This window comes from Pantoea eucrina, from assembly GCF_002095385.1.
Taxonomy (GTDB): domain Bacteria; phylum Pseudomonadota; class Gammaproteobacteria; order Enterobacterales; family Enterobacteriaceae; genus Pantoea; species Pantoea eucrina.
Map to the genome: position 1 here is coordinate 23794 of NZ_MIPP01000023.1, position 16272 is coordinate 40065.

Below are 16272 nucleotides of genomic sequence, written 5' to 3' on the forward strand. Positions count from 1 at the left end.
ACATTATAATTTGTCCGTTGAGGAAGCTCCAGCAAATACCTATAGTTGCCGCACTTCCAGAGCCGGAACGAAAAGTTTTCTGAAAACGTGCGAGAGATCGCAGACTTTTGGAGAGCTTTTGGCTTGTGGTCGTGATGTTGTGTTTGCATTTTTTGATCTGAATCTTGCAGATCAAACTTTTAATTCCTGAGATTTACCCTGTCTGTCCAAAGTGATTTTATGTAGCACCGCAAATTGCGGTGCTTTTTTTTCGTAATTTTACTGCCCCATCTCAACCATCTCTTTCACATCAGAGCGGTTAATCTGCTGCTCATTGCCATTGGCATCTTTATAGCTGATCATACCGGTATCATCATCAACTTTTGGCTTGCCGTCAGCGACAATCGTGCGGCCATCGTTCGTGTGCATAACATAGTTGCTGGAACAGGCCGCCAGGGTAAATGCCATGGTGCAGACAGCCAGCACTGCGGTAAGTTTGTTCATCTTCTATCTCCTTGCAGATTGATTGCATTAAACCGCCCGCAGCCACGACATTGCGCCATCAGCCTGAAAGCACGGCTGAAAATGGCGAACGGGTTATGCGGGTTTCGGTTCAAACCTTGCCATAATGAGCATAACGCGCTTTTACAGCTTTGCCAGCCTGCAGCCTGCTGTTACGGCTGGCCCTAAATCACCGGAGTGGGCCCGATATGACCATCTTCTCTCCTGGCGCTTTTCGTCAGCAGTTTCCTGCGCTAAATGATGCCGGCGTCTATCTTGACAGCGCCGCCACGGCGCTCAAGCCGCAGGCGGTCATTGATGCCACCGCACAGTTCTATTCGCTCAGTGCCGGCACCGTGCACCGCAGCCAGTTTGCTGCGGCGCGTGCGCTGACGGCACAGTATGAACAGGCGCGCGGCGTGGTCGCACAGTGGCTGAATGCCGCTGACGATCGGCAGATTGTCTGGACGCGCGGCACCACTGAGGCGATCAATCTGGTGGCGTACAGCTGGCTGGCACCGCGCCTGCAGCCGGGTGATGAAATCATCGTCAGCGAGGCGGAGCATCACGCTAACCTGGTGCCGTGGCTGATGGTGGCTCAGGCAAGCGGCGCCACGGTAGTGAAATGGCCGCTGGGAGCCGATCGCCGACCCGACATTGACCTGCTGCCGGAACTGATCAACACGCGCACCCGCCTGCTGGCCGTGAGCCAGATGTCAAACGTCACCGGCGGCTGTCCGGATCTGGCGCAGGCTATCGCGCTGGCGCATGAGGCGGGTGCAAAGGTCATGGTGGATGGCGCGCAGGGCGTGGTGCACTGCCCGCCTGACGTGCAGGCGCTGGATATCGACTTCTATGCGTTTTCCGGCCACAAACTTTATGGTCCGATGGGCATTGGCGTGCTGTATGGCAAAGCAGAGTTGCTGGAGTCGATGCAGCCGTGGCAGGGCGGCGGCAAAATGCTGACGCAGGTTGACTTCAGCGGATTTACGCCGCAGCCGGTACCGTGGCGCTTTGAGGCCGGAACGCCCAACGTGGCGGGTGTGGTGGGCCTCAGCGCGGCGCTGAACTGGCTGTCGCACCATCATCAGGAAAAAGCGGAGATGTGGAGTCAGCAGCTCGCCTGCCTGGCCGAAGAGCAGCTAAGCACGCTGCCCGGCTTTCGCAGCTTCCGCTGCGGCTCTTCCAGCCTGCTTGCCTTTGATATTGCGGGGATCCATCACAGCGATATCGTCACGCTGCTGGCTGAACAGGGCATTGCGCTGCGTGCCGGGCAGCACTGCGCGCAGCCGCTGATGGCAGCTCTGGGCGTCAGCGGTACGCTGCGCGTCTCGTTCGCGCCTTATAATAACCTGCAGGATGTGGATGCGCTGGTGCGCGCCATGCACTGCGCCGTGAACCTTTTAGGTGAATAATCTCATGACAACCCTGCTCGCTCCCCACCCCTTTGGCCATACGATCACCGCTCAGGGGCTGACCGACACGTTTGCCCGCTTTCAGCAGTGGGAGGATCGCTACCGGCAGCTGATTCAGCTCAGCCGTCAGCTGCCGGCGCTGCCGGAAGAACTGAAGTGTGCGGAGATCGAGCTGAGCGGCTGCGAAAACCGCGTCTGGCTCAGCAGCCAGCAGCTGCCTGACGGCACGCTGCATTTTTATGGCGACAGCGAGGGGCGGATTGTGCGTGGCCTGCTGGCCGTGCTGCTGACCGCCACCGAAGGAAAAACCCCGGCACAGCTGCTGGCCCAGGATCCGCTGGCGCTGTTTGATACGCTGGGACTGCGCGCGCAGCTGAGCGCGTCACGCAGCAGCGGTCTGCAGGCGCTGGCAGAGGCGGTAATGCGCGCGGCGCGTCAGGCAGCCTGACGCGCCCTGCGCGCCTGAAACTTCTTCAGCGCGTGCGATACGGCGATAAATCCAAACGTGGCGGTCACCATGGTTGCCGCCCCGAAGCCTGCAGCGCAATCCATCCGCTTCGGGCCTTCTGCCGTGCTGCGCGAGGCGCATACGCTGCCGTCGGGCTGCGGATAGATCAGCGCTTCAGTGGAAAACACGCAGTCGATGCCCAGTTTGCCCTTACTGTTTTTTACCACGCCAAAATCACTTTTCAGGCGCTCGCGCAGTTTAGCCGCCAGCGGATCCTGGATGGTTTTCGCCAAATCGCTGACCTGAATCTGCGTGGGATCGATCTGTCCGCCTGCCCCGCCGGTGGTAATAAGCGGGACTTTATTACGCCGGCACCAGGCAATCAGCGCCGCTTTCGGCCGCACGCTGTCGATGGCATCAATCACATAGTCAAACCCGGCTGAGAGCAATTCGGCGGTGTTTTGCGGCGTGATAAAGTCGTCAATGCAGGTGACAACGCACTCCGGATTGATGGCGCGGATGCGGGCGGCCATGACCTCCGTTTTTGCCTGACCGACATTGCCCTGCTGCGCATGGATCTGCCGGTTGGTATTGGTAATACAGACATCATCCATATCGATCAGCGTAATGTGTCCGATGCCGGTACGCGCCAGCGCTTCAGCGGCCCAGGAGCCTACGCCGCCAATACCAATTACGCAGAAATGCGCCTCTGCAAACTGCTGCAGCGCCTCCTGTCCATAAAGACGCGCCGTTCCGCCAAAGCGCTGTCGCCAGGCGTCGCTTACCACTTTCATATCTGACCTTTACTCCGGAATGCGGTGCGCCGCGTGGCGCACCCGATAATGTACTCTCCTGCAGAGAGCTGGCTGTCAGTGTATCAATTTGCACCGGTCAGCAGTGAACCGTTATTGCCGTTTTGCGCAGTGCTGAACAGCGGCTGTCCGGCACCGGGAGCCGTCTTCAGTACCCAGACGCGGCCGTAGTGGTTATAGAAGCCGGCCAGATGTGCGGCGTCCGGGCCTACGCCCTGATAGATATCAAAGTGCTGGCCTTTGATTGCGCCACCGACGTCCAGCGCCACCATCAGACGCATTTCATACTTACCGTTGAACTTACCTTTTGCATTCAGCTGCGGCACTTCCGCCAGCAGTGCCGTGCCCGCCGGGATCAGAGAGCGGTCAGAGGCAACCGATGCTTTGGCAATCAGCGGAACTGCGCTGGCACCCCGCACCGGCACGTACTCTTCAGGTTTAAAGAAGACAAAGGACTGGTTGGTCTCCAGCACATCACGCACTTCCTGCGGTGAATGCTCCTCAGCCCACTGCCGGATGGCCTGCATCGACATATCTTCGCGTTTGACTTCACCGCGATCGATCAGCTCTTTACCAATGCTGTGATAAGCCCAGCCATTTTTACCGCCGTAGCCAAAGAAGCGCAGCGGACGTCCGTCCCCAAAATCGACGTAGCCGCTGCCCTGCACATCCATCATAAAGTTGTCGATCAGCGAGTTGCTCCAGGCGATAACGTAGCGCTCATCGAGCGCGCCGCTATAAATGCCGGCGCGGCTCGGCAGCTTCGCCCCGCGTGGGCGCGGCGGCATGCGGTAAATAGGATACTGAAACTCGCCCTGCCGGGTGTAACGCGCTTCCACTACCGGCGTGTAGTAACCGGTAAACTGCACGTTGCCATAATTGTCGGTGCCTTCCATCTGAAACGCATTCAGGCCGAACTGACGCAGCTGACGCGTATCTGCACCCGAAAGCAGCCAGTTCTGGATAGCGCTGTAGGTGTCATTATTACGGCTGAACAGACGCGAGGAAGCGGACTGAATCTGCTGCACCTGCAGGCCAAAATCCTGCCCGTTAACCGGACGCCCTTTGGCATTAGGCTCATTAACCAGCCCGAGCGGTTGCTCCAGCTTGCCATCAATATATTGCTGACCGCGATCGGTCGGCTTTGAGCTACAACCCGCTAATAGCGCCAGAAATGCGCCAGTGAGTGCATACTTTACCCGGTGTCCGTTCATGACTCTCTCTTGTTGTCGGTTGTTCGCCCGGCGACGATAGCAAAGCCCTGGTCATAATGAAATCTGCCACCCGCCATCGCCTTCACATCTGTACGTTTTTTCATCCGGATGCGACATTATTCAGCAACTGCTTATGGATTTCACCCGTTAAGCGCAAAAAGGGGTTGCATCGTCACGCGCCAGGTGTATAGTGCGCATCCACGGACGCGGGGTGGAGCAGCCTGGTAGCTCGTCGGGCTCATAACCCGAAGGTCGTCGGTTCAAATCCGGCCCCCGCAACCAATTCTTCTTAATGAAGAGACAATATGAAGTGTCGCTCAGGCGACAGACGGACGCGGGGTGGAGCAGCCTGGTAGCTCGTCGGGCTCATAACCCGAAGGTCGTCGGTTCAAATCCGGCCTCCGCAACCAATTGTCTTAAGAAGAATACAATGTGAAACGTCGCTCAGTGCGACAGACGGACGCGGGGTGGAGCAGCCTGGTAGCTCGTCGGGCTCATAACCCGAAGGTCGTCGGTTCGAATCCGGCCCCCGCAACCAATTCTTTTGATGAAGAAACATAAAACACCTTAACGGGTGTTTTTTTGTTTCTGCCGCCGGAAAAAAGCGGCATTGCTGCCGCCCTGCCCTTACCGCCGTGCCAGCACGCCGCCTTTATCAAAATAGGCTTTGATACCGTGAAAAATCGCTTCGGCCACCTGATGCTGATAGCGTGCGGTTCGCAGCTTGCGCTCCTCCTCCACGTTACTGATAAACGCCGTCTCAACCAGAATTGACGGGATATCGGGCGCTTTCAGCACGGCAAAACCCGCCTGATCAACCGTACGCTTATGCAGATGATTGATGTGCCCCATGCGCGCCAGTACCTCTTTGCCAAATTTCAGGCTGTCACTGATGGTCTGACGCTGCACCATATCGAACATCGTGTGGTCGAGATAGCGATCGCCGCTCATGCTGACGCCGCCAATCAGATCGGCTTCGTTCTGCGTCTGTGCCAGGAAACGGGCTGCGGCAGAGGTCGCGCCGCGCGTGGAGAGCGCGAATACCGAAGAGCCACGCGCTGCCCGGCTGGTAAACGCATCGGCATGAATCGAAACAAACAGATCGGCACGCTGCTTGCGCGCTTTTGCCACCCGCACGCGCAGTGGAATAAACACATCTTCGTTACGCGTCATGTAGGCTTTCATATTGTGCTCTTTATCGATCAATGCCCGCAGGTAGCGACCAATCTTCAGCACAATATCCTTTTCACGCGTTTTGTATTTGCCGTGCGCACCGGGATCTTCGCCGCCGTGTCCGGGATCGATCATGATAATGATCGGACGATCGCGCCCCGCCTTACCCGGCAACGGTGCCTGCGCAGGCTGATCGCGCTCCAGATCGCCTTTGTTGTAATCGTTGAGCAGCGCCAGCAGCGGATCGTCGGCGTGCGATGCCTGACTGGGATACAGATCCACCACCAGCCGGTTTTTGATACCGGCCACGGGCGCCAGGGTAAAGGTTTTTGGTGCGACGTTACGCTTCAGCTCCAGCACAATCCGCACCGTGTGCGGATCAAACTGCCCGACCCGGGCCGTTTTGATAAAGGGATCGTCTGTGCGCACCAGCTTATTGATGCCTTTCAGCGCCGGATTGATATGCAGATTTTTGATATCAATGACCAGGCGTTCAGGGTTGCTCAACGCAAACTGCTTGTAGTGCAGCGGGATATTCGACTCCAGCGTGACGCGGGAGTACGTTGATGAAGGCCAGATGCGTACCGCAACAATGTGCTGACTCGCTGCCAGCCCGGTACGCGTTACGCTAAGTAGCCATAGCGCACCGGCACCTTGTAATAACCGTCTTCGGGAAAAAGCCTGGGACATGCCACTCCAACTACTGTGTTATGGATAAATCTGCGTCAGCCGACGCTCAGAAAGCGAAAACTTTATCCAATCTGGCAACGCTTGTCTCGTCGGAAAAGCCAGATAATGCAGGCTGTTATCAACGGATGCATCTGAAAAATCGTAAAGTAACGTCAGGCGCAACGCTTGCAATACGGCGAAAAACAGAATAAAAATACACTAATTACGAATAACCATTCACAGAGGGTGCACCGTGAAGGAACGCAGTACCGAGCTGGTTCAGGGTTTTCGCCATACCGTTCCCTATATTAATGCCCATCGCAACAAGACGTTTGTCATCATGCTGGGCGGCGAAGCCATTGAGCATGAAAACTTCTCCAGTATCGTTAACGATATTGGCCTGCTGCATAGCCTGGGCATCCGTCTGGTGGTGGTCTATGGCGCACGTCCGCAGATTGATGCCAGCATGGCGCAGCAGCAGCTGGAGCCTCTCTATCACAAACACACCCGCGTGACCGATGCGCAATCGCTGGAGCTGGTAAAGCAGGCGGCGGGCCGTCTGCAGCTTGATATTACGGCGCGTTTGTCGATGAGCCTTAACAACACGCCGCTGCAGGGCGCGCATATTAATGTCGTCAGCGGTAACTTTATCATTGCCCAGCCGCTGGGCGTGGATGATGGCGTTGACTACTGTCACAGCGGACGCATTCGCCGTATTGATGAAGAGGCGATTCACCGCCAGCTGGATAATAACGCGATTGTACTGCTCGGCCCGGTCGCCGTCTCTGTAACCGGCGAAAGCTTTAATCTCACCTCAGAAGAGGTTGCCACGCAGCTCGCCATCAAGCTCAAGGCAGAGAAGATGATTGGCTTCTGCTCCGAGCAGGGCGTGACCGATCGCGCTGGCACAATTATTTCAGAGCTGTTTCCCGGTGATGCGCAGACGCGCATTGATGAGATGGAGAGCGACGGCGATTTTCTGTCCGGTACGGTGCGCTTTCTGCGCGGCGCGGTGAAAGCGTGTCGCAGCGGCGTGCGCCGCAGCCATCTGATCAGCTATCAGGAGGATGGCGCACTGCTGCAGGAGCTCTTCTCACGCGACGGTATCGGTACACAGATTGTTATGGAATCTGCCGAGCAGATCCGGCGCGCCAACATCAACGATATTGGCGGCATCCTGGAACTGATCCGTCCGCTGGAGCAGCAGGGTATTCTGGTACGGCGCTCGCGTGAACAGCTGGAGATGGAGATCGATAAGTTTACCATCATCCAGCGCGATAATATGACCATCGCCTGTGCCGCGCTCTACCCGTTCCCGGATGAGCAGATTGGCGAAATGGCGTGTGTGGCAGTACATCCCGACTATCGCAGCTCATCACGCGGCGAGCTGCTGCTGGATCGCGTGGCGCTACAGGCGCGGCAGATGGGGCTAAAAAAGCTGTTTGTGCTCACCACCCGCAGCATTCACTGGTTTCAGGAGCGGGGCTTTACGCCAGTAGATATTGAGTCGCTGCCAGAGAGCAAGCAGCAGATGTATAACTATCAGCGTCGCTCAAAGGTGCTGATGGCAGATTTAAAATAAGCCACGTATTCCAGGGCCGCATAAATGCGGCCCCTGCGTGATCCTGTAGGGGCGCCATTTATGGCGCCCTGGCCGCACGGGAAATTCCGGGCCGCGTTATTTTCCCCCCAGGGCCGCATTAATGCGGCCCCTACAGGAGCACGTAGGGGCGCGATTATCCTGTACGAAGCTTTACGCGTCAGACGTCGCGCCAAGCCGTGACAGCAGGCCGCTGCGGCGCTGCGTGCGCAGCTGGACTGCGCGACGGAAAATGTTTTCATCACTGTAGAGCGTCAGCTGCCTGCGGGCACGCGTAATCGCGGTATAAATTAACTCCCGCGTCAGCACCGGTAAAAACTGGGCCGGCATCACCAGCGCGGTGTGCTCAAACTCCGAACCCTGCGACTTGTGCACCGTCATGGCCCAGGCGGTATCGTGTGCCGGCAGTCGGCTCGGCTGGACCGCTTTGATGGTCCCGTCCGGCAGCGGGAAGAAGACCTTCAGCACGCCCTCCTCGTCTGTCAGCGTGATACCGATATCGCCGTTAAACAGGCCCAGCGCGCTGTCATTGCGCGTGACCATTACCGGCCGTCCCGGATACCAGCGGCTGCCGCCTGCGGGGCGACGGATCAGCTGCAGCTGTATCAGCTTCTGCTCAATACGCTGATTGAGTCCTTCCACGCCAAACGGCCCTTCGCGCAGCGCGCACAGCAGCTGATAGCGGCCGAAAGAGGCGAGGATATCAGCCGGCGCGGCATCCTCAGCTACCTGCTGCAGAAAGTCCCGATAACCAGCAGCAATCTCATTCAGCATTCGCTGATACGCTTCACCGCTGTTTAGCGGCGCACGCGCAATATCACTGAAATTGCTCTGAAAGGCGCGCTCCACCGCCTGCGCATCACCGGCGTTAACGGCTGCTGCCAGCTGGCCGATGCCGGAGCTGGCATCAAAACGGTAGCTTTTACGCAGCAGGCAGATCGCATCGCGCACCGCGGGTGCTGCGGTTTCATTACTGCCGCCGATCTCACAGCCGGTCATCAGCGTCAGCTGCGTGGCGCGCACCGGACTGTAGCCCGCCTCCGCACAGCGACAGATATCGCCCAGTACTGCTCCCGCCTCTACGGAGGCAAGCTGGTCGCGGTCGCCGAGAAAAATTACCCGCGCCTGCGATGGCAGCGCGGCAATCAGGCTGGCCATCATGCCGAGATCCACCATGGAAGCTTCATCCACCACCAGCACATCGAGATGCAGCGGATTACCGGCATGGTAACGCAAACGCTGCGTTTCAGGCTGTGCGCCCAGCAGGCGATGCAGCGTGGTGGCCTCCTCCGGAAAGCGCTGGCGCTCCTGCTCGCTGACCGCCAGCTGCTGCAGCGCTTTTCCCAGTGACTCCGTCAGGCGCGCCGCCGCTTTGCCGGTTGGGGCCGCCAGCTGAATGCGCAGCGCGCCGTCGCTCAGGCGGATCAGCGCCGCCAGCAGTTTTGCCACGGTGGTGGTTTTGCCGGTGCCCGGCCCGCCGGAAATCACCGCGGTCTTCTGCGTTAATGCGACAGCAGCGGCAATCTTCTGCCAGTCATCCGGCGCGGTGCCAAACAGCGCATCCAGCACGCTGCGTACCTGCTCCGGGGCAAACGGCTGCGGCGCAGCCTGAGGATGGAAAAAGCGCGCCACGTCACCTTCATGATGCCATAAGCGATGCAGATAGAGCCGGTCGTCGCTCAGTACAACAGGGGCCGCGCGATCGCGGGAGCTGAGCGCATCCCAGCCCGCCAGCAGGCTGTGCCAGTCGTGCGGATCGCCTGCTGCCTGCCAGATCGCCTGCGCCAGTTCGGGATGACGGCCGCGAAACAGCTGCTCGCGGTTAAGCTGGGCCAGCGGCAGGCAGACATGCCCTTCTCCGGCTTCAGCGCTGAGACAGGCAGCAGCCAGTAAGCGGGCGGGTTCATCGCTGGTGGCTATCAGCTGAGCAAACTGCACGTCCAGCGGGCGCAGCAGCCGCAGCTCTGTTGCCTGCTTTAATAGCGTAGTGATATCGCTCATGCATCCTCTCCCTGCCCGCGAAACAGGCTATCAAGTTGTGTGACAAATTCAGCGGCAGGACGGGTGAAAAAGACGCCATTATCAGGCGAACTGCCATCCATACCGCGCAAAAACAGATAAAACACGCCGCCCATATGCTGCTCATAGTCGTAATCGGGCAGCCGGTGCTGCAGAAACCGGTGCAGCGCCAGCGTATAGAGCTGATACTGCAAATCGTAGCGATGGTCAATCATCGCCTGTGCCATGGCATCCGGGGTATAGGCTTCATGACTCTCCCCCAGCCAGTTGGATTTATAATCCAGCAGGTAATATTTTCCGTCCCGGCGAAACACCAGGTCGATAAAGCCTTTGAGCATGCCCTGCACCTGACTGAAGTTAAGTGCGGGCGCCTGCGCAGAGAGCGGGTCATGCTGGCGCATCAGCCGGTCCAGCGCGGGAGCGGTAAGCAGAGCGCTGATAGGCAGATAAAACTCCATCTCAATCAGGCGGTCGCGTGCGGCCACGTCAGCCAGCCGGATCTGCTGCGCATTAAGCGGCGTAGTCACAACCCGCTCAATCCAGCTGCTCAGCACCGGCTGCCAGTGCAGCGGGTAGCCGTTCTGCTGCAGATGCTGCTCCAGCAGCTCCGTCCCTGGCGGCTGGGTAAAGTCGATCGACTCAAACAGCTCATGCAGAAACGTACCCGGTGCGGCACCGCGCGGAAAATGATGTGGCGTCAGCACAACCTCTTCGGTCGCCGCCTGCTGCTCTTCACCCGCCGCTTCCAGGTCGAAGTGGGGCACCACCTCCAGCAGGCGATGCGCGCTGTGCTGCTGCAGACCTGAATAGCTGGTCACGCGCCACGATTCAGCCAGCTGGCGCGATATCGCGCGTGCATGCAGATCGTCGCGTACGCCAGCCTGCACCTGCCAGCGTGCGGCTTCAGCACGATCGGCCATCACCACCTCGCACCCTTCGCCGTTCAGCGCTTCCAGCAGCGCGCCGAGCTGCTCTGCCGTCGCCGCTTCGCCGCGCTGCAGCAGATAGCCCAGCGCACTTTTATGCAGGTCGCTCTCGCCCTCTTTTTTGCGCGCGCCGCGAAACAGCGGCGCCACGCCGATGCTGCAGTGATACACAGAGCGCGTCAGCGCAACATAAAGCAGGCGAAGATCTTCTGCCAGTCGCTCCTGTTCCGCCAGCGCCAGGCTCTGCTCATCGCCCTGCAAATCCAGCACCGCGCTGAAGTTATCGCGGTCGTGGTAAAGCGCAATATCTGCTTCACGGAATCCGGCTGCAAACGGCAGCCAGACCAGCGGATACTGCAGCCCTTTCGATTTATGGATGGTGACGATCTGCACCAGATGGCGGTCGCTCTCCAGTCGCAGCTGCTGGCTGGCCGACTGACTGTCGGGCCGCGCTATCTGCTGTGCCAGATAACGTACCAGCGCATGCGGGCTGTCAAGCTGCGATGCCGCTTCCTGCAGCAGCTCCCCCAGATGCAGCAGATCGGTCAGGCGGCGCTCGCCATTTTCCGACGCCAGCATATTTTCGGCCAGCTGGCGCTCCAGCATAATTTCCCGCAGCATTGGCAACACCCCACGCTGATGCCAGAGGCGCTGCCAGCGCGCAAAGGTATCTACCAGCGTGTCCCAGCCGCGCGCATCGCGATCGAGCGCATCCAGCTGAGCCGCATCCAGCGCAAATAGCGAAGTCGCCAGCGCCGTACGCAGCATCCGCTCCTGTTCCGGAGCCAGAATAGCGCGCAGCAGCCAGAGCAGCTCGCGCGCTTCCGGTGTCGTGTAAACGCTGTCGCGGTTAGAGAGATAGACTGAGGGGATCGCGAGCTGCGCCAGCGCTTCGCGGATCTGATTCGCTTCGTTGCGGCTGCGCACCAGCACCGTGATATCCGATGCCTGTACGGGCCGCAGCGCCGGCCCTTTTCCCAGCATCGCCTCGCCCTGCTGCCCCGCCTGCAGCCAGCGGCTGATATCCATTGCGCACTGCTTTGCCATTTGCTGCTGATATTCGCTGACGCTGGCACCGCTGCCGGGCTGCAGCCAGAAGCGCAGCGCGGGCTGCTCTCTGCCCTCTGCCTTTAGCGACAGCGCCTGGTTAGGCGGCGCAAACTGCACCGGCAAAAACGGAATTTCAGCAAACAGAAAGGGAGCCGGCAAGCGCGAGAAAAGCTGGTTTACGCTCTCTACCATCGCGGGTGACGAGCGCCAGTTAGTGTCCAGCGTATAGTGCGCCGCAATTTCATTACGCGCCCGGATATAGGTAAAAATATCCGCCCCGCGGAAAGCGTAGATCGCCTGTTTGGGATCGCCTATCAGCAGTAGCGCATGTTCAGGCTGATGCATATAGAGCGTACGGAAAATCCGGTACTGCTGCGGATCGGTATCCTGAAATTCATCGATCAGCGCCACCGGGTAGCGCTGCCGGATCAGCTGCGCCAGCTGCGCGCCGCCCGCCTGCTGCAGCGCATCATCAAGCCGGCTCAGCAGATCGTCAAAGCCCAGCAGCGCCTGCAGCCGCTTCTGTTTATGCACCGCCTCACGCACTTCGGTCAGCGCCCGAGCAATGACCACATCACGCAGCGACAGCGGTTCAGCCAGAAACGCGTCAATTGCGCTGAACAGCGCGTGCCGCGGGGCGTCGCCTTTTTTGGTTTTCTCATCCAGTATCCGCTGCCCGAAGCGTGCCAGCTCGGGCGGAACCTGGTAATCACTGCTGTCGCTATGGGCCCACTGGCTCACTTTACTGACCCAGGCGGGCAGATGTTTGCTGCTGTAGCTGCGCTTATCCACGCCCGACTGCTCAACCAGCGTCTGCACGTCATCACCCAGCGTTCGCCACTGCGCTTTGATCTCCGCGATGCGCGCCATATTACGTGCATGCCGCGACGCAAGCGTCTCCTGGTCATCCGGCGGCAGCCGCAGCGAGGGCGACTCTCCCTGCAGCCACGGGCGCAGGGTAGCCAGCAGCTGTTCCGGCCCCAGCCATTCGGTGACAATCACGCGCGCGATATCCAGCGTCAGCGGATAGCAGTGACGCCGCCAGAAATCAGCCGTTGCCTGACGCAGGAGCGGATGCTCATCTTCAATCAGCTGCTGTTCAAACAGCATGCCGGACTCAAACGCGTTAAGATTGAGCATACGCTGGCAGAAGCCGTGGATGGTGAAAATAGCGGCTTCATCCATCTGTCTTTCCGCCGCCAGCAGCAGCGAGGCGGCCTCTTCCCGCTGCGGGATCGCCTGCAGCAGTGCGGTCAGCATCGCATCGCTGCTGACGCCGCGAATACAGGCGAGCCGCAGCGCGTGGATATTCGCGCGGATACGACCGCGCAGCTCTGCCGTCGCCGCTTCGGTGAACGTCACCACCAGAATCTCTTCTACCGAGAGCGGACGGCTGTAAGCGTTCTCTTCGCCCAGACCCAGCAGCAGGCGCAGATAAAGCAGGCCGATGGTAAAGGTTTTACCCGTACCGGCAGAGGCCTCAATCAGGCGCTCGCCGCGCAGCGGCAGCGTCAGCGGATTGAGGGATTCAGCACGCTGACTCATGGCGTATCACTCTTAACCGGCAGCGACTGCTGCAGCTGCGCCAGCGCCGCCCAGGTGGTAAAGCCAGGCAGCGCTGCGTAATCTGCCTGCGGTGCGCTCTCCTGCGTACCGCTGATCTGGGAAATCATCGCCATTCCCTGCTGCCGGATCGCCTGCCGGAAGAAAGTGGCCAGCTGCGCCGGCGTCAGCTGCTGCACCTGCGCAATCACTTTCTCTCGCGTATCGAACGCATAGTTCTGACGGCTGAAGTCACGACTGTAGCGATTGGCTTCCTCCTCCAGCGTCTGAGGACGCTGTTTCAGCTCATTGATCATCGCCTGCTGGTACTGCGCAAAGGTCTCGGGCTTCATGCTGCGCAGCCGCTGTTCTGCCTGCGGATAGAATGCCTGGAAGCGCTGCAGCAGGAACGCGGGCTGCCGGCTGTTGCTCTGCAGCAGAAAACCGATGCCCCACTGGCGGCCTATCGGCATCTGATAGGTAAAGACGGCATAGCCCAGCTGCTCTTCCGTGCGCAGCTGGTTATAAAACCACGGCTGGATAATCTGACTCAGCAGCGTACTGGCAGCCATGCTCTGATATTCATCATACCCGACAGGCACATAGAGCGCCGCCAGCGCGGAATCGCTGCTGCTTCCCGCCTGCTGCAGGTTCGCCTTGATCGGTTTATCCACCACAACATAGTCACTGCGCCACGGTGCCTCTCCGCTGCTCTGCAGCTGCGCTTTCAGGGCCACGCCAAGCGCTTCCGTCTCTTTTGCTGAGAGATTACCCACCGCCAGCATCTCTGGTGTCGACTGATGCAGCAGCGCGTCACGCCAGGCGATCACCTCCTGCAGCGTGATCTCCGGCAGCAACCGGCGGCGTTCGTCGCGCTGGGTATAGGGCAGCTGCGACAGCATCTGCATCGGCTGGATCGCCTGTTCAAACGCTTTGCCTTTTTCAGCCGCATCCAGACGGTCGCGATACCAGGATTTAGCCTGAGCGAGCTGCGCTTCATCCGGACGGAAGCTGCTGTAACCGGCGACCAGCTCCTGCAGCAGCTGCGGCAAACGCTGGGTAAATCCGCTGGCGTTAAACACCAGGCCATCATCTTCTCCCACGGAGAAACTGATGCCACCCACCGACGCCTGGGAGTTGAGCTCATCCAGCGCCTGGCTGGAGAGATAATCATTCAGACCAAACAGCACCTGCTGACGCGCGTCGCCGATCGCTGCCTTATTGCGTAGCGCCAGGGTAATCGCCGCTTTTGGCTCGTCAGGATAGAACCGGCCCGGCATCCATAAAATACGCATTGCCGCGTCATTACTGAGCACAATCGGATGCGTGTAGTTTTTCCCGTCGCGTGCAATCAGTGAAAAGTCAGTGGGAATATAGGGATTGAGCGCGGGCAAAGAGAGCGTGATATGCGCTGCACGCTGCTGCCAGTCGCTGTACTGCGCGGCGCTGATTTTATCAACCTGATACGGCGCATTAACAAAGTAGGCCTGCTGATTGTGCGGCTCCTGCGGGCTGATATACCAGATGCGGGCATTTTGCGGCGTCATCTCACCAAGGCGTGCCGCTACCGCTGCAGGATCGAAGCGATCGGCAAGGTAAGGCGCATCCAGCGTGTGCGCGACCGGCACACGCAGCATGGTGTCGGCCAGCCACTGAATGTAGTCCATATCACGGGTAATTGACGGATAGCGGTAATCAAGCGCCAGCACATGCGATACCTCGTCAAAATAGCGCTTATCAATGCCGTTGCGGCGCAGCATATCGAGGTAGCTGAAAATGGCGGCCACGACTTCATCGCGTTGCGTCAGCCCTTTATCCGTCAGCGACACAGAAATAGCAAAGACGCCGCTGCTGCGCTCGGTGACCGGATCGGCCCCTGCGGTCACGCCATCGGCCAGTCCCTGCTTCTGCAGCCAGTCATTCAGCGTATTGGCGCTGCGGTTACCCAGCAGATAGCCAATCAGCGTATCGGTTTTGCTGCGGAAATCGGCGCTGTTGTTCGCGATCCGAAACTCAATCTTCAGCTGTTTACGCGGCTGAGCCGGCACGTAGTGAATAATGATGCCTTTCTGCGCTCCGGTGACCACCGGTACATCTATCTCCGGCACGCTAGCCGGATGTGCCGCGACGCGCCCAAAGGTGGCGGCGGCCATCTGCGCCATCTCAGAGAGCGGTTTATTGCTGTAAATTACTGCTTTCATCAGGCTGGCAGAATAGTGGGTACGGTAGAAGTCGCGCAGCGCCTGCTGCAGTTTGCTGCCCGGTTTATCACTCAGCGTCTCCAGGTTGCCTCCGGAGAAACGCGAACCCGGATGCTGCGGATTCAGCGTCTCAGCACTGACCTGCGCCATGCGCAGCCCGTCCCGCGAGCGCGCCATCGTCAGCTCTGCGTTGACGGCGTGACGTTCGCGATCGGCGTTAACCGGATCGAGCAGCGGCTCCGCAATCGCATCCGCCAGGCGATCTGCCGCAGGCTGCAGCGCATCGTTCTCCACTTCCAGATAGAATGCGGTGCGGTAAGAGGCGGTGCTGGCGTTGTGACTGCCGCCGTGCATTTTAAGAAATTCCGCAAGATTGTCGGGCTGGGGATAACGTTTTGAGCCCATCAGCACCATATGCTCCAGATAGTGCGCCAGCCCGGGCTGCTGGTCGGGATCGTCCAGCGAGCCAATCGGCAGCGTCAGCGCCGCCAGCGACTTCGGGGCCTCAGCGTCTGAAACCAGCAGCACCGTCATACCGTTGTTCAGGGTAATCGCCTGATAGCTGCGCGGATCGCGATCGCTTTTGCGGATAATGTCATTAACCGGCTGCCAGCCCTGTCCGGTATCGGCAAAAACATTCAGCGCCAGCGCGCCTGACAGCAGCGCGCCGATACAGCGTGCGTAAATCCGCATGTAAACCCCTTAATCTTACTCTGCCCTGCG

Annotated in this window: 10 protein-coding genes and 3 tRNA genes; 6 read left to right on the forward strand and 7 right to left on the reverse strand. The window is 59.2% G+C overall.

Annotated features, from left to right (window positions below; all coding sequences use genetic code 11):
- Window positions 1-258 precede the first annotated feature (258 nt).
- Entirely contained in the window at window positions 259-483 is a 225-nt protein-coding gene (locus HA43_RS11425; protein WP_039379928.1) for a YgdI/YgdR family lipoprotein, read from the reverse strand.
- Window positions 484-689: 206 nt separating this feature from the next.
- Between HA43_RS11425 and csdA the strand changes: the two genes are divergently transcribed.
- Together csdA and csdE are read left to right on the forward strand one after the other, a co-directional pair.
- Complete coding sequence (csdA, locus tag HA43_RS11430) at window positions 690-1895, forward strand: cysteine desulfurase CsdA (RefSeq protein WP_094111692.1); 1206 nt, start codon at window positions 690-692, stop codon at window positions 1893-1895.
- Window positions 1896-1899: 4 nt separating this feature from the next.
- A complete protein-coding gene (gene csdE, locus HA43_RS11435) occupies window positions 1900-2343 on the forward strand; it encodes a cysteine desulfurase sulfur acceptor subunit CsdE (protein ID WP_039379933.1) in 444 nt (147 codons plus the stop codon).
- On the opposite strand, the gene tcdA is transcribed toward csdE, so the two are convergent.
- Both tcdA and mltA read right to left on the reverse strand, forming a co-directional pair.
- Entirely contained in the window at window positions 2331-3137 is an 807-nt protein-coding gene (tcdA, locus tag HA43_RS11440) for a tRNA cyclic N6-threonylcarbamoyladenosine(37) synthase TcdA (RefSeq protein ID WP_094111693.1), read from the reverse strand. The two genes, csdE and tcdA, sit on opposite strands and share 13 nt — an antisense overlap.
- An 83-nt stretch (window positions 3138-3220) precedes the next feature.
- Entirely contained in the window at window positions 3221-4369 is a 1149-nt protein-coding gene (gene mltA / locus HA43_RS11445; protein ID WP_071668551.1) for a murein transglycosylase A, read from the reverse strand.
- A 205-nt stretch (window positions 4370-4574) separates the two neighbouring features.
- Between mltA and HA43_RS11450 the strand changes: the two genes are divergently transcribed.
- From HA43_RS11450 to HA43_RS11460, 3 genes are all read left to right on the forward strand, one after another.
- Window positions 4575-4651 (forward strand) — tRNA-Met (locus HA43_RS11450).
- Between the two features lie 51 nt (window positions 4652-4702).
- Window positions 4703-4779 (forward strand) — tRNA-Met (locus HA43_RS11455).
- A gap of 51 nt (window positions 4780-4830) precedes the next feature.
- Window positions 4831-4907 (forward strand) — tRNA-Met (locus HA43_RS11460).
- 89 nt (window positions 4908-4996) lie between these two features.
- Here HA43_RS11460 and amiC read toward each other — a convergent pair.
- Window positions 4997-6232: an N-acetylmuramoyl-L-alanine amidase AmiC gene (gene amiC / locus HA43_RS11465; RefSeq protein WP_039379939.1), complete on the reverse strand. Its 1236-nt coding sequence runs from the start codon at window positions 6230-6232 to the stop codon at window positions 4997-4999.
- 232 nt (window positions 6233-6464) lie between these two features.
- On the opposite strand from amiC, the gene argA reads away from it, so the two are divergent.
- Window positions 6465-7793 carry an amino-acid N-acetyltransferase gene (gene argA / locus HA43_RS11470; RefSeq protein WP_094111694.1) on the forward strand — a complete coding sequence of 443 codons (1329 nt, stop codon included), beginning with the start codon at window positions 6465-6467 and terminating at the stop codon, window positions 7791-7793.
- Between the two features lie 171 nt (window positions 7794-7964).
- Here the strand turns inward: argA and recD are convergent, their stop codons facing one another.
- The 3 genes from recD to ptrA are packed head-to-tail and all read right to left on the reverse strand — an operon-like array spanning window position 7965 to window position 16242.
- The gene (gene recD, locus HA43_RS11475; protein ID WP_094111695.1) at window positions 7965-9812 is read right to left on the reverse strand and encodes an exodeoxyribonuclease V subunit alpha; all 1848 of its coding nucleotides are present in this window, start codon (window positions 9810-9812) and stop codon (window positions 7965-7967) included.
- Complete coding sequence (recB, locus tag HA43_RS11480) at window positions 9809-13351, reverse strand: exodeoxyribonuclease V subunit beta (protein WP_039379945.1); 3543 nt, start codon at window positions 13349-13351, stop codon at window positions 9809-9811. Before recB ends, recD begins: the two co-directional genes overlap by 4 nt.
- Window positions 13348-16242 (reverse strand): pitrilysin, encoded by a 2895-nt coding sequence (gene ptrA / locus HA43_RS11485; protein ID WP_094111696.1) that lies wholly within the window; start codon window positions 16240-16242, stop codon window positions 13348-13350. Before ptrA ends, recB begins: the two co-directional genes overlap by 4 nt.
- Window positions 16243-16272: the final 30 nt, after the last annotated feature.